Source organism: Niveispirillum cyanobacteriorum, assembly GCF_002868735.1.
GTDB lineage: Bacteria > Pseudomonadota > Alphaproteobacteria > Azospirillales > Azospirillaceae > Niveispirillum > Niveispirillum cyanobacteriorum.
Genome location: NZ_CP025611.1, coordinates 222,638 through 235,000, shown reverse-complemented (window position 1 = coordinate 235,000; position 12,363 = coordinate 222,638). Strand labels below are relative to the sequence as shown.

Below are 12,363 nucleotides of genomic sequence, written 5' to 3'. Positions count from 1 at the left end.
GCCGGCGCTTCCTCCGGCTTCAGATAGCGCCAGCCCTGGAACGGGCGCTTGGGCATGGAGACGGTTTCGGTCAGTTCCGGATTCATCAACATGCGGCAATATTCGGTGCCGTCGACGTCGCGGATCATGTCAAAGCCGACAAAACGCTGACGGCACTGCACAAAGCCTTTCACCACCCAATAGATACAGCCACCATCCAGCAGCTCCGCCACCCGCGTCGGTGCCCGCTTTGTATACGTGGGAACGACAGCCCGCCCTTGCCAGGTGATCTGGTGATCGCGGCGCCAGTCACGCATCGATTGAAGGCTTTCGGCGCCCACGGCCAGGCGCAGAAGATGGATGGTCATATCGGCATACGCCCGAATGTTAAATCAGGGCATCTGATATGGACCGGGGATCAGGCCCCGGCAAGCGGGTTGGAAGCGCGGCAGCGGCCTTCAAAATCCGCAGAGATGAATTCCGGCTTCTTGAACAGGCCGCGCAGCCAGGCCGCCAGCATGCACAATTCTTCCAGCTTCAGCACTTCATCCAGCGTGCCGGACGGAAAGCGCACTTCGAAGCTTTCGGCAATGATTTCCAGCACCTCTTCCACCTGCTCGATGGCGAGGCCGCAATCGGTCTCCAGCATGGCGGTGCGAGTCAGTATCTTTTCATCGACGCCATATTCATCGCGGATCAGCTTCACGATCCAGCGGAACATATGCATCCAGTTCGATACGCCTTCGATGGACCGGCTCACGATCCCGCTCCCGTCAATGTATGGCCGAACCCAGCTACCCCTTTCGGGTGCCGTGCGTCCGGGCGAACCATCGCACTATCCGCCAAGAGCGTTAATCTTTTTTTGTCGCGCGGAAGGATAGTGCCGGAAACCCGCTCAGGTCTGGCCATCACTGGCCCTGGTCATACCATGATCGGTTTCGCGGTAGAGCATCACAAGCTCATCGACGGCGGCAGACGGCACACCCAGTGATTCGAGCGCGCCGCGTGCCAGGACTAGGCTGCTTTCAAAGGTTTCGGGCACTACGGCCTCCACACCCAAGGCCAAAAGAGCGGCGGCGTGTGCTCGGTCGCGGGCGCGGGCGAACAGGCGAAGATCGGGCCAGTGGTCCCGGAAGGCGGCAACGGTGCGGGCGGCGGCCTGCGGATCATCCAGGGTGATGATCGCGGCGACGGCATGGTCGGCGCCCAACCGCTTCAAGGTTTCGTGGCGCGCACTGTCACCATAAAGGATATGCAATCCCTTCACCGCATGTTGGCGGACCAGATCGGCATTCATGTCGATACCGACGAAGGGTACCTGCTGCCGGGCCATCAGGGCGGCCACGGTCTGGCCCACCCGGCCAAATCCACAGATGATGACATGGTTATGTGGCTCCTCCTCGCCCCCACCCGGAACGGCAGAAGGCGCCGAGGGCGGAGCAAAGCGGGCCACCAGCCGATCCGCCAGAGCCGGCAGGAACGGCGTGACTGCGATGGACAGACCAACCGTGGCTGCCAGGGTCTGCCCCCAGCCATTATCGATCAACCGCCCGGCCACGGCGGTTGTGATGATGACGAAGGCGAACTCCCCCGCCTCACCCAGCAGCAGACCGGAGCGGATGGCGACGTCGCGGGGCGCCCCAAAGGCGCGGGCCAGCAGGCCCGCCGTCAGTGCTTTCAACGTGATCAGTCCCAGGACGCCGATGACAATCCAGTGCGCGCGATCCGCAATGGCGGCAACATCGATCCCCAGACCAACCGACAAAAAGAACAGACCCAGCAACAGTCCTTTGAATGGCTGCATATCTGATTCGGCCTGATGCCGGAATTCGGTCCCGGCCAGGACCAGCCCGGCCAGGAAGGCACCCAGCGCCGCCGACAATCCACCAAGGCCCGTGGCCCAACCGGTCCCTAGCACGATCAGCAGGGCGGTGGCGGTGAACAGTTCCGTGCTACGCGTTGCCGCAACCGCCCGCAGCAATGGCCCCAGCGTGAAGCGGCCCAGCAGCAGGATCAGCGCCACAGCTAGCACCGCTTTGCCCACGGCAATGGCCAGCGCCAGAGGCACCGACTGTCCCGGCGGTCCCGACAGGGTGGTCGCCAGCAGCAGCAGCGGGACGACGGCCAGATCCTGCAAAAGCAGGACTGCGAAGGTGACGCGGCCCGTGGGCGAGGCCACCTGACCGCGTTCGATCAACAACTGCACCACGACGGCTGTGGAAGACAGGGCAAGCCCCCCGCCCAGCAGAACCGCTACCGGCGCCTCCAAACCCAGGAAAATGCCGATCACACCTAGCAGCGCCCCCGTCACCAGGAACTGCGCCAGGCCGAGCCCGAACACCCAGCGGCGCAGGGCTCGCAAACGCTCGCCCGACAGTTCCAGACCGATCAGGAAAAGCAGGAAGACCACGCCCAGTTCCGCAACGGCGCGTACATCCTCTTCCAGCGTCACCACACCGAAGCCCGAGGGCCCCAGGATCAGACCGCCGGCCAGATAGCCCAGAACAGGGCTGATTCGCAGACGATGAAGGAGTAGGATGCAGGTGACGGCGACGGACAGAAACATCAACGTCTCTTCCACCATGGAAAAGCCGTGGGCCGCATGGCCTGCAATATCGTTTCCTTCCACCGCCGTCCCTCCCCTGCCGGGCGATTACCGGGAACATGGGTAGCAGGGGATTGTTGATTTGCCGAGAGTGGAACCAGCGGAAACCCGCTTTTCACAAGAAGGAGGCGATCATGCCGATGCCGAACAACACCTCTCCCCGTCTGGCCGAAAGCGAGTGGCGGCAGGCGCGGACGAGGCCGGGTCCGATGCAGCACCCGGCCGCCAGGCAGTCCCACACCAATGAACAAGGGGCTGCCGACCTGCGCGAAAAGGAATGGCGGGCCGCACGCCCGACCGACCATGTGAAGAGGAAGGCCCAGGTGGGCCGCACCTGAAGCCACGGACCGGCGGGGACGCCAGCGCCCCCGCCGGTCCACCACGCTAAACGGGATGCAGGGGCTGCGCCCTACCCCTGCATATCCTGAAAATACTGCTGTTCGAATTCCGACAGCAGTTCCTTCACATCCGACAGCAATCCCTTGACCAGCCGGCGATCGGGTTCCGTGCACAGGGTTTCATTCACGGCCTTGCCAAGCTGCACAGACGCCAGTGCCAGCAGCTTCACGGCCATACGATCTTCAAGCTTCATAACCATCCCCGGATACCGGACCTCACCAGCAGTTCCATACTGGGGTGCCAAAAAATTTTCGACAATCCTGTCGAAACGCGAAAAGCTCAACCGTCAGGAGGATCAGGCATGGCGATTGGCGCCGCGCCTGATTCAAGAGGGAGATTTCTATGGCCAAGTTCATCCTGATTCTGCGTGAAAACCCCGCCACCTTTGCCAGCCTGTCACCCGACGATATGCAGGCGATCATTCAGGAGTACAGCGCCTGGGCACAGAAACTGGGCATGGAAGGCCGGATGGCGGGCGGGGAGAAGCTGCGCGATGAGGGTGGGCGCCACCTTACAGCCCGGTCAGGCAGCCTCGTGGCCACCGATGGTCCTTATGCCGAAGCCAAGGAAGTGATCGGCGGCTTCTTTATCATTGAAGCGGCGGACTATGCCGATGCCGAGACGGTGGCCGCCGAGTGCCCGCATGTGAAATATGGTGTGGTCGAAATCCGGCAGGTCGACATTATCGATGGCTGAGGATGCGGGGCCGCTGATTGCGGGTCTGTTCCGTACGGAGGCCGGACACCTGACCGCCCGGCTGGTCCGGCTGTTGGGACCCGGTCACCTCGACGACGCGGAAGAGATTGTGCAGTCAGCCCTGACCAAGGCCCTGCATGTCTGGCCCCGGTCCGGGATTCCCGACAATCCAAGCGGCTGGCTATGGCGGGTGGCGCGCAATGAAGCGGTGGACGGTTTGCGCCGCCGCCGCTTCACGGCACCCGTCACGCCGGAAGACCTCGCCGACAGCCTGCCCGATCACATCGCAGACGGCCAAAATCCGCGCTTTGCCGCCGAACTGTCGAATGAGAAACTGGGTCTGATGTTCGCCTGCTGTCACCCGGTGCTGGCGGTGGAGGCACGGGTGGCGCTGACCTTGAAAGCTGTCTGCGGCTTGGGCACGGAACAGATTGCGCGGGCCTTTCTTCTGTCGGAAGCAACCGTGGCGCAGCGGATCACCCGGGCAAAGGCGCGGCTGGCCGACGCCCAGGTGCCCTTTGCTATCCCGGCGGGCAGTGAGCTGCCCGAGCGTCTGGAGGCTGTGCTGGGCACACTCTATCTGCTGTTCAATGAAGGGGTGGGCAGCAGCGACGGCGAGGACCTGATCCGTGCCGATCTGGTATCAGAGGCCCTGCACCTGGCCCGGCAACTGGCCGACCATCCAGTGACAGGCCGACCGGAGACAGAAGCCATGGCGGCCCTGACCTGTCTGACGGCAGCGCGCCTGCCCGCGCGGCAGGGCCCAGACGGGTTGCCGGTACTGCTGGCCGACCAGGATCGGGATGTGTGGCACAAAGGACTAATCGCCGCCGGTTTCCGCCATTTGAAAGCCAGCATGGCGGGACCGGTCGAAACACGCTGGCATCTGGAAGCCGCCATTGCCGCCGCCCATGCCATGGCACCAACCTGGGAAGCCACCGACTGGGCGCATATTGTCATACTCTATGATCGGCTGTCCCGGTTAGCACCGGGTCCCGTCACCCTGCTGAACCGGGCCGTGGCGGTGGGAGAGCGCGACGGGCCGTTGGCCGGGCTGGCGGCCCTGGCCCCGCTGGAGGGCGACGGGCTGATCGCCCGCTATCCCCTGTTCGCCGCGACAAAAGCGTCCATGCTGGAACGGCTGGGCGACCGGATGGGCGCGGCAGAGCAGTTGCGCCACGCCCTGGATATCGCCGACCGGATAGGGATCAACCAACCCGATCGGCGACTGCTGTTGGCCCGGTTGGACAGGTTGATGGAATAAGGCTTGCGCGTGCGGCGCAACATCGCGTTCCCTGATTTGCACGGGGTTAACACCCCGAAAGAGGAAGGGGAGGACCGCTTATGCATGTGTCTGCCATCCTGAAGAACAAGGGCGCCACCATCATCACGACGCGCCCGGACGAAAGCGTATCGACCGTCGCGCATATCCTGCATGGCAACCGCATCGGCGCCATCCTGGTGCTGAATGATGCGGGCGGTATTGCAGGGATCTTGTCTGAACGCGACATTGTGCGGGGACTGGCCCTGCATGGCGCCAGTGTCATGGACAAGCCCGTCTCCTCGCTGATGACAGCCAAGGTCGTGTCCTGCACACCGACCGACACGGTGGCGACAGTCATGAGCCGGATGACGGAAGGGCGTTTCCGCCACATGCCCGTGGTGGAGAACGGCATCCTGGTCGGCGTCATTTCCATCGGTGACGTGGTGAAGTTCCGCTTGGCGGAATATACCCATGAGGTGGAAAGCCTTCGGGATTACGTGTCTGGCCGGGGCTGATTCCAGCCTTTTGCTTCGTATCGCCTGCCTTGCCTGACAGGAGATCGATCATGTTCATGTCCATGTCCGGCAGCCTTTGGCCCCGCCGGGAAGATCAGCCTGTTCAATCTCCCGGCCTCCCGTCCGAACAGACGGCGCCGGCGGAACGGTTCAAGTTTCTTGTTTGTGTCGATGGCAGCCCGCAAAGCCGGGCCGCCTTGCGTTTTGCCGCCCTGCGGGCCCGCAATACCGGCGGGCTTCTGGCCCTGCTGCATGTCTGCGAGCCTGTCGATTGCCACGGATGGATGCGCGTGGCAGAAACCATGGAGGCGGAGCAGCGAGAAGAAGCGGAAAGCCTGCTTCAGGATCTTGCCGGAGAGGTCTGGGCCCTGACGGGCCTTATCGCGGAACTGCATTTCCGCCGTGGTGGCATCGGATCGGAAATCCTGGAAGCGATCAGAGAGGATGGCGATATCCACGCCCTGGTCGTGGGTGCCGCCCCCGCCACGGCGCGCAAGGGCAAGCTGATTTCCTGGCTGGCGGGGGAACTGGCCGGGTCGCTGGATATTCCACTGGTCATCGTGCCCGGCAACCTGACGGCGCGGCAGATTGACCGTCTGGCATAGGGGCTGCTGCCTCACTCCCGGCGCAGCAGCCTGTCCGTGATGACATTGGCCCAGCGGCGGGACAGAAAGCACGCTTTCATGGCCGCCGGGTCATAGCCATTTTCGACCCAGGCATAGAATTCATCGACGCTGCGCCCGCCAGTCGCCAGGAAGCATTCAAAGAAATGATCCAAGATGCCCGTCTTGGACTGGCGCAGATGGCCGTATTTCCATGAAAGCTGGCACATCGCCTGTTCCAGCGGCAGGCCTAGATGCACGAACTGGTACAGCACGCTCATCAGGCCGACACGGTCCGCGCCGGCCTTGCAATGCATGACGGTCGGACCGTCAAGCCGCGCGAACAGGTCACGGGCCGCGAACAGGTCTTCCTTGCGCGGCACATCGCGCGACCGCACGGGAAAATCAATCAGGTCAATGCCAAGCCGGGCGGCGGCCCGCACCTCAAAGAAATAGGAGCCACAGGTGGGCCGGCGGCCCCGCAGATTGAGAATGGTGCGGATGCCCATGCGGCCCAGAACATCCATCTGCCCCGGCGTCGGCTGACTGGACCGGTACATGTCCGGACCGATGCGATGGAAATTGCGATAGGCCATGCGGATGAAGGCATGGTCGTTGAACATCATATCGGCATAACGGCGCGCCAATATGCGCGGATCGTCGGACCGTGCCCATTCCGGCACCCCGATCCCGGCATGTCGCAGGCGCGTCTCCTCGTACTGCATGCCCGTTCCTTCGCCCCGCCGTCACAGGCCGCATCGCCCCGATGCCACCCTGACCGACGCCTCAATACATACGACAGGGGCCCGAAGGGGAGCGAGTGTAAAAATACCCCTTCAGGTTATGTTTAGATGACGTCGCCACCTGCCCCCCACCCCACCTGGATGGTGAAATTTTTTTGGCGGGCGTGACGCACAGGAGCTGAGCGCCGTTCAAACGATGGTCAGCCGCGCGATTGCTGGTACTTTGCCGCTTCATATGCCCCCTTGCCTTGGCGCTGCAACCGGCCTAGGGTCCCTCCGCCCAATGTGCAGAGGGGTTGTTACCCGTGGTTCCCAGCATGTCGTTTTCCGCGCCGCACGTCCTGCGTCACCTGTTGCTTGCCGGCGCCGCTGCGCTGTGCGTCACCGGTGGCGCCGCCGCCCAATCAAACAGCCAGCAGCAGCCCGCTGCCGGCAGTGGCCTGATCCTGCCCGGTGCAGTGCAGCCGCAGCAACCGCAGGGTGGCCCCGCCGCGGGCACCATCGGTGGTCCCGCCGCCGGAACCATCGGCCAGCCACCCCAGCAACAGCCGCAGGCCCGTCCCGCCGGGCAGGGTCCTGCCGCCGGCACCGTCGGTGCCGCAGCGCAGGGCGCCCCCACCGCCCGGCCCGCGGCCGTAGCCCCGCCGAAACCGGCCAAGCCCGGTGTGCCGAAGGGTGAATGGCAGGTCGGGCCGCAGGTGTTCTCCGATGGCAGCTTCAAGATGTGCGGCGCCTCGGTCGAGTATGACAATAATCTGCACCTGATCCTGCTGCGCAATCCTGCCGACCGGACGCAGATGGTGCTGGGCATCCCCGGCGCCCAGATGCCCACGGGGCAGCGCGCACCCATCAAGATGTCCATCGACGGCAAGATCAACCGCGAAGTTGCCGCCGTTGTTAGCCAGCCCAACGCCCTGGCCATTGGCCTGGGTGATGATGCTGAGCTGTTGAAGGGCCTGACCACGGGTTCGGTTCTGACCATTGAGGTGCCGGGCGATACCGCCTCCTTCCAGCTGAAGGGCACCACAAAGGCCATGAACGACCTGACCGCCTGCGTAAAGGGCGGCAAGGACGGCACGCTGAAGCTGCCGGCCCCGACGGAACCGGCCATTGCCCCCACCCTGGCCAAGCTGCTGGTCGATGCCGGCTTGTCCAGCGCCCGCGCTATCCCGATTGACAAAATCCCGCCGCAGCAGCGGCCGGGCGACTATGCCTGGCAAATCGGTGACAAGGTGCTAGGCGCTGTCCGCAGCTTCCCCATGGGTGAAGCCGCCGGCGATTTCGCCAAGGTCGGCGACACCTATATGGAACAGCTGAAGAAGAGCTGTGAGGGCACCTACACGCCGTCCATGGGCGCGATTGAGAAAGTGCCAGCCTATCAGCTTCGTTCCGGGTCCGTATCGTGTGACAGCAATGGCAATAAGATCCATGTCGCCATTGTCATGCAGCTCATTGAGCTTCCGAAACAAGCCGGACAGGAGCAGGCGATCCGCGTGCTGAACGTCTTCTCGCACGAGGCGACGGACGCCGAGAAGGCCCAAGCCGATAGCGCCTCTGCCGGCATTCTGAAAGTGCTGAAAGAGAAGGGCAAGGAGCCGTTGACGGCACCGCAGGCGGCACCCGCCGCCAAGGCGAATTAACAAAGTATTAAGTATACGAACAATATCCTGTTCGATTGAAGCGAAGGCCGGACCCTCTGGGTTCGGCCTTTTCTTTATTGCACCCGCGCAAATATGTTCACCAATGCTGGCCCTGCACACCCCCGATAAAGCGGACCTTCACGGGTCAAGCCATGCCATGATTAATGGCTTTACTGGCTTCATTCTGGATTAAGCTGTCATCGGCATTCCGATCCATATGGGAAGATGCCTGGCAAAGGGGGGTGGTCATGAAGCGATATCTGTCCGGCAGACGTCTGGCCATAGCGAAGACCCTGGCTCTCCTTCTGGCTGGCGTCAGCCCCGCACTGGCGGAAATGACACCGCCCCCGCCACCGCCCGGTCCTGTATATGCCATCCCGACCCGGCCCGACCGCGCGGGCCGCGTGCTGGCCCCGGTGGTGGTCGATGGCTATGGCCCCGTCCGCTTTCTGGTCGATACCGGCTGTTCAGGCACCATGATCGGCATGGATATCGCCCGCGCCCTGGGTTTCATTCCGCCGCCTGTACCCACCGTGCCGGGCATGGCCATGGGGGCCGACGTCACGGTCACCGGCAATATGATGCGCGTGCATGACGTACTGGGTCCCATGATCATGCCGACCATGAAGGTCGGCCGCATCGACATGGGCCGGTTCGTGGCAGAGGATATGGTGACCCCCGTCCTGTCCTTTGGCGATCTGTCGGGGGCTGGTGGCGTGCTGGGCACCAACAGCCTCCAGGGTAAACGCCTGTCGGTCAGCTTCCGCCGGGACGAGATCAAGATCGAACAATCCCGCCGCTACTCCCCCACCGGTTATGACTCGGTAAAGGGCCGTGTGCATCCAACCGGGCTGGTCATCGTGCCCATCGAAATCGGCGGCATGATCGTCAACGGCCTTGTCGATACAGGGGCAGAACGGTCGATGTTCAACCCGGTATTGCTGCGGGCCCTGCAGGAACGCGGTAAACCGGCCAGCCTTGTCGGCAATATCGAAGTCATCAATCTGGCGGGGGAGACGCGGATTGGCGAAGTCTTCCTGCTGCCGCGCGTCAAGATCGGCCCGGTCAGCGTCTCTGGACTGCCGGCGACGCTGGTCGATGCCCATGCCTACACGGCCCTGGGATTGGAAGATGAACCGGCCTTTATCCTGGGTATGGACGTCCTGGGGCTGAGCGATGGATTCGCCCTGGATTTCGGGACCGGCAGTCTGCACCTGCGCATGCGGATGACGGCCAGCGGCGCGCCTCCGGGTCCTTCCCGCTTGGGTGATCGCGGAACAAGGGCGGGGGGGTGATTGAATCAAGTTCAAGTCTTCGCGTGACCAACTGGGAATAAAATTCCGTGTCGGGACTGACACACATGGCAGAGGATCAGAAATCACAGACGCATTAACCCTGATCCTGACATGACAGCAAATGCGACCTCGGCTATTAGTGAAGGGTCCGGAGTTGATGTCATGAAGTCGCTGAAGACCGCCCTTTTCGCCGTTTGTTTCGGCCTCGTCACCGCCCCTGCCCTGGCGCAGGATGCGGGCGCGGCCGATTCCGAACTGCCCAGCGCGTATCTTCAGGGATTGTCTGGGCGCTATGTTGGTGGTGCGGCGGGTAACGCCACTACCTATGGATTGGGTAACGCCAATCCGGGCCTGACCGCCGGCACTGACTGGCATCCGATGGAAAGCTTCCGGCTGGAACTGGAATATGCCTATCGCGACCGCGATTCGGCTTTGCTGACGGCGCCCAGCGTCGATGGCGCTATCGGATCGCCGGGCACCATGGCCAATGCTCGCGTCAATATGAAGGTCACTGACTGGCTGACACCCTATGTCGGGATCGGCATGGGCTGGACCCGGACGGAGGCCGAACGGCTGGCCATGGGCTATTCCGACGCCCGCGCCGATAGCTTTGCCTATCAGGGCGTGGTCGGCCTGTCGGTGCCGGTCAGCGGCAGCTTCTCCTTCTTTGCCGATGGCCGCTACGTGCGTGGTGGGGAGCCCAGCTTTACCGCCACCGATGATTTTGCAACGCACGGCACGGCCCAGACCTGGTCAGCGCTGGCCGGCGTACGCTTCACCTTCGGCAAGTAGTCAGGTCCCTTCAACCGGCTCCCGCCCAGCCTTTCCGCCGGCTGCGGGCAATCCGCGCCCCTTGGAGATCGCCCGACCGCCCAGCTTGGCCCGCACGGTATCAATGGCGCGTTCCACCTTGGCCCGTTGAAGCTGTCCGGGATCGGCCAGATCCGGCGGGTCGGCATCACGCGGGTCGGTGAGGTCATGGCAACCGATTCCCAACAACCGGAACCGCCGCCCATCGCATTCAGCCCGCAGCAGGTCACGTCCCGTGCGGAAGATGCGGTCGGCCAGTTGCGTTGGGGATGTCAGACGCTGGTTACGGGTGATCAGCTTGAAATCCGGTGTCTTCAGCTTCAGCGTGACCGTCAGGCCAGCATGCTCCCCGGCCTTCATCCGTTTCGACACCTTCTCCGCCAGCGGCCATAACTCCCGCTCCAAGTCCTCCAGCGCCGACAGATCGGTGTTGAAGGTGGTTTCAGAGGAGATGCTTTTCATCGGGCTGTGCGGGGTGACGCGGCGATCATCCTGCCCGCGGGAGAAATGGTAGAGCCGCATGCCCATGGAGCCATAACGGCGCACCAGTTCCTTCATCTCCATTTCGCGAATCTGGCCGATGGTGCGGATACCCTCCCCCTCCATCTTGGTGGCCAGCGCTTTGCCCACGCCCCAGATCATGCCCACGGGTCGGGGGGCCAGAAAGGACAGGGTCTCTGCCTTGCCGATGATGGCGAATCCGCGCGGCTTATCCAGGTCGCTGGCCAGCTTGGCCAGGAACTTGTTGTAGGACAGGCCGATGGAGGCGGTCACCCCGATCTCCGTCTCAATCCGCCGCACCAGCCGGACCAGGGTGCGCGCCGGGCTGCCGCCATGCAGCAACTCGGTACCCGTAAGGTCCAAAAATGCCTCATCGATGGAGATGGCCTCCACCAGCGGCGTCGTCTCCTGCATCAGGACCCGCACATCACGCCCGACCGTTACATATTTGCGCATGTCGGGCTTGATGACGGTCGCCTGCGGGCAAAGCTGTAAGGCCTTGAACATCGGCATGGCGGAGCGCACGCCATAAAGCCGCGCGATATAGCAGCAGGCGGACACGACCCCGCGATGCCCGCCCCCGACGATCACCGGCTCATCGGCCAGTTCCGGTCGGTCCCGCTTTTCCACGCTGGCATAGAAGGCGTCGCAATCGATATGGGCAATGGAAAGGCTATGCAGTTCCGCATGCTTCACCACCCGCACCGACCCGCAGGCATCACAGCGGCGGGCCGCCATCTGCGCCTGCCCGCAATCGCGGCACAGGGCATCCGGTCTCTGGCTGGAAACGGGGGTTGGCGGGTCTGCTGGCATGGTGGATGATGTCAGATGGTAACGAATGGTTAAGAACTGTCGCAGTCTAATGGCATCATGCCCTGTGAGCGTAAGGAAGGCGGAGCCGTGCCGATGAGTGTTGACAATGTCCAGGGTGAAGACGCGACCGCACCGCGTCCCCGGCGCGTGCTGATCGTGGAGGATAATGAGCTGAATATGAAGCTCTTCCACGATCTGCTGGAAGCGCACGGCTATGCGACATTGCAGACCAAGGATGGGATGGAGGCGCTGCGCATGGCGCGGCTGCATCGCCCCGACCTTATCCTCATGGATATACAGCTTCCCGAGGTATCCGGGCTTGAGGTTACCAAGTGGTTGAAGGAAGATGATGATCTGAAGGCGATCCCAGTGGTCGCCGTCACCGCCTTCGCCATGAAGGGGGATGAGGAGAAAATCCGCGAAGGTGGTTGCGAGGATTACATCGCCAAGCCAATCTCCGTCGCGAAGTTTCTCCAGACGGTGCAACGTTTCCTTTGACGG

15 protein-coding genes (1 of these 15 running past the window's edge) are annotated in these 12,363 nt (G+C 63.0%); 9 read left to right on the top strand and 6 right to left on the bottom strand.

The annotated features are described in order from the left end of the window. The 3 genes from C0V82_RS01125 to C0V82_RS01115 all read right to left on the bottom strand — a co-directional run. Window positions 1-347 carry the 5' portion of a DUF1489 family protein gene (locus C0V82_RS01125; protein WP_102110758.1) on the bottom strand. Its footprint begins 79 nt before the window's first position, so 347 of the gene's 426 nt are visible here — the first part of the coding sequence; its start codon is at window positions 345-347; its stop codon lies off the left edge, out of view. A gap of 50 nt (window positions 348-397) precedes the next feature. Then, window positions 398-739 (bottom strand): acyl carrier protein, encoded by a 342-nt coding sequence (locus C0V82_RS01120; protein ID WP_094453193.1) that lies wholly within the window; start codon window positions 737-739, stop codon window positions 398-400. Window positions 740-874: 135 nt separating this feature from the next. Then, the gene (locus C0V82_RS01115) at window positions 875-2,608 is read right to left on the bottom strand and encodes a monovalent cation:proton antiporter-2 (CPA2) family protein (protein ID WP_158659646.1); all 1,734 of its coding nucleotides are present in this window, start codon (window positions 2,606-2,608) and stop codon (window positions 875-877) included. A 110-nt stretch (window positions 2,609-2,718) separates the two neighbouring features. Here C0V82_RS01115 and C0V82_RS01110 point away from each other — a divergent pair, with 110 nt between their 5' ends. Beyond that, on the top strand, window positions 2,719-2,922 hold the full coding sequence (locus C0V82_RS01110; protein WP_158659645.1) for a hypothetical protein: 204 nt from the start codon (window positions 2,719-2,721) through the stop codon (window positions 2,920-2,922). Between the two features lie 71 nt (window positions 2,923-2,993). On the opposite strand, the gene C0V82_RS01105 is transcribed toward C0V82_RS01110, so the two are convergent. Then, complete coding sequence (locus C0V82_RS01105; RefSeq protein ID WP_102110755.1) at window positions 2,994-3,176, bottom strand: hypothetical protein; 183 nt, start codon at window positions 3,174-3,176, stop codon at window positions 2,994-2,996. Between the two features lie 149 nt (window positions 3,177-3,325). On the opposite strand from C0V82_RS01105, the gene C0V82_RS01100 reads away from it, so the two are divergent. The 4 genes from C0V82_RS01100 to C0V82_RS01085 all read left to right on the top strand — a co-directional run bounded on the left by C0V82_RS01100 (window position 3,326) and on the right by C0V82_RS01085 (window position 6,063). Next, complete coding sequence (locus C0V82_RS01100; protein WP_102110754.1) at window positions 3,326-3,679, top strand: YciI family protein; 354 nt, start codon at window positions 3,326-3,328, stop codon at window positions 3,677-3,679. Further along, a complete protein-coding gene (locus C0V82_RS01095) occupies window positions 3,672-4,943 on the top strand; it encodes an RNA polymerase sigma factor (protein WP_158659644.1) in 1,272 nt (423 codons plus the stop codon). The genes C0V82_RS01100 and C0V82_RS01095 overlap by 8 nt, the downstream gene beginning before the upstream one ends. Before the next feature lie 80 nt (window positions 4,944-5,023). Beyond that, window positions 5,024-5,458: a CBS domain-containing protein gene (locus tag C0V82_RS01090; RefSeq protein ID WP_102110752.1), complete on the top strand. Its 435-nt coding sequence runs from the start codon at window positions 5,024-5,026 to the stop codon at window positions 5,456-5,458. Between the two features lie 50 nt (window positions 5,459-5,508). Continuing rightward, window positions 5,509-6,063, top strand: a complete 555-nt coding sequence (locus C0V82_RS01085; RefSeq protein ID WP_102110751.1) for a universal stress protein — start codon at window positions 5,509-5,511, stop codon at window positions 6,061-6,063. 11 nt (window positions 6,064-6,074) lie between these two features. On the opposite strand, the gene C0V82_RS01080 is transcribed toward C0V82_RS01085, so the two are convergent. Continuing rightward, window positions 6,075-6,785 (bottom strand): fused DSP-PTPase phosphatase/NAD kinase-like protein, encoded by a 711-nt coding sequence (locus C0V82_RS01080; protein ID WP_245924120.1) that lies wholly within the window; start codon window positions 6,783-6,785, stop codon window positions 6,075-6,077. A gap of 335 nt (window positions 6,786-7,120) precedes the next feature. On the opposite strand from C0V82_RS01080, the gene C0V82_RS01075 reads away from it, so the two are divergent. The 3 genes from C0V82_RS01075 to C0V82_RS01065 all read left to right on the top strand — a co-directional run bounded on the left by C0V82_RS01075 (window position 7,121) and on the right by C0V82_RS01065 (window position 10,530). Further along, a complete protein-coding gene (locus C0V82_RS01075) occupies window positions 7,121-8,443 on the top strand; it encodes a hypothetical protein (RefSeq protein WP_102110750.1) in 1,323 nt (440 codons plus the stop codon). A gap of 248 nt (window positions 8,444-8,691) precedes the next feature. After that, window positions 8,692-9,738 (top strand): aspartyl protease family protein, encoded by a 1,047-nt coding sequence (locus tag C0V82_RS01070; RefSeq protein ID WP_158659643.1) that lies wholly within the window; start codon window positions 8,692-8,694, stop codon window positions 9,736-9,738. A 162-nt stretch (window positions 9,739-9,900) separates the two neighbouring features. Next, complete coding sequence (locus tag C0V82_RS01065; RefSeq protein ID WP_158659642.1) at window positions 9,901-10,530, top strand: outer membrane protein; 630 nt, start codon at window positions 9,901-9,903, stop codon at window positions 10,528-10,530. On the opposite strand, the gene C0V82_RS01060 is transcribed toward C0V82_RS01065, so the two are convergent. Next, entirely contained in the window at window positions 10,531-11,862 is a 1,332-nt protein-coding gene (locus C0V82_RS01060) for a DNA polymerase IV (RefSeq protein ID WP_102110747.1), read from the bottom strand. 93 nt (window positions 11,863-11,955) lie between these two features. Between C0V82_RS01060 and C0V82_RS01055 the strand changes: the two genes are divergently transcribed. Further along, on the top strand, window positions 11,956-12,360 hold the full coding sequence (locus C0V82_RS01055; protein ID WP_102110746.1) for a response regulator: 405 nt from the start codon (window positions 11,956-11,958) through the stop codon (window positions 12,358-12,360). The last annotated feature ends 3 nt before the right edge of the window (window positions 12,361-12,363 follow it).

Excerpts from the sequence above, each read along its gene's own strand:
- C0V82_RS01070 (WP_158659643.1), top strand. The coding sequence starts at position 8,692 with ATGAAGCGATATCTGTCCGGCAGACGTCTGGCCATAGCGAAGACCCTG.
- C0V82_RS01055 (WP_102110746.1), top strand. The coding sequence starts at position 11,956 with ATGAGTGTTGACAATGTCCAGGGTGAAGACGCGACCGCACCGCGTCCC.
- C0V82_RS01060 (WP_102110747.1), bottom strand. The coding sequence starts at position 11,862 with ATGCCAGCAGACCCGCCAACCCCCGTTTCCAGCCAGAGACCGGATGCC.
- C0V82_RS01075 (WP_102110750.1), top strand. The coding sequence starts at position 7,121 with ATGTCGTTTTCCGCGCCGCACGTCCTGCGTCACCTGTTGCTTGCCGGC.
- C0V82_RS01110 (WP_158659645.1), top strand. The coding sequence starts at position 2,719 with ATGCCGATGCCGAACAACACCTCTCCCCGTCTGGCCGAAAGCGAGTGG.
- C0V82_RS01105 (WP_102110755.1), bottom strand. The coding sequence starts at position 3,176 with ATGAAGCTTGAAGATCGTATGGCCGTGAAGCTGCTGGCACTGGCGTCT.
- C0V82_RS01100 (WP_102110754.1), top strand. The coding sequence starts at position 3,326 with ATGGCCAAGTTCATCCTGATTCTGCGTGAAAACCCCGCCACCTTTGCC.
- C0V82_RS01085 (WP_102110751.1), top strand. The coding sequence starts at position 5,509 with ATGTTCATGTCCATGTCCGGCAGCCTTTGGCCCCGCCGGGAAGATCAG.
- C0V82_RS01080 (WP_245924120.1), bottom strand. The coding sequence starts at position 6,785 with ATGCAGTACGAGGAGACGCGCCTGCGACATGCCGGGATCGGGGTGCCG.
- C0V82_RS01095 (WP_158659644.1), top strand. The coding sequence starts at position 3,672 with ATGGCTGAGGATGCGGGGCCGCTGATTGCGGGTCTGTTCCGTACGGAG.
- C0V82_RS01090 (WP_102110752.1), top strand. The coding sequence starts at position 5,024 with ATGCATGTGTCTGCCATCCTGAAGAACAAGGGCGCCACCATCATCACG.
- C0V82_RS01065 (WP_158659642.1), top strand. The coding sequence starts at position 9,901 with ATGAAGTCGCTGAAGACCGCCCTTTTCGCCGTTTGTTTCGGCCTCGTC.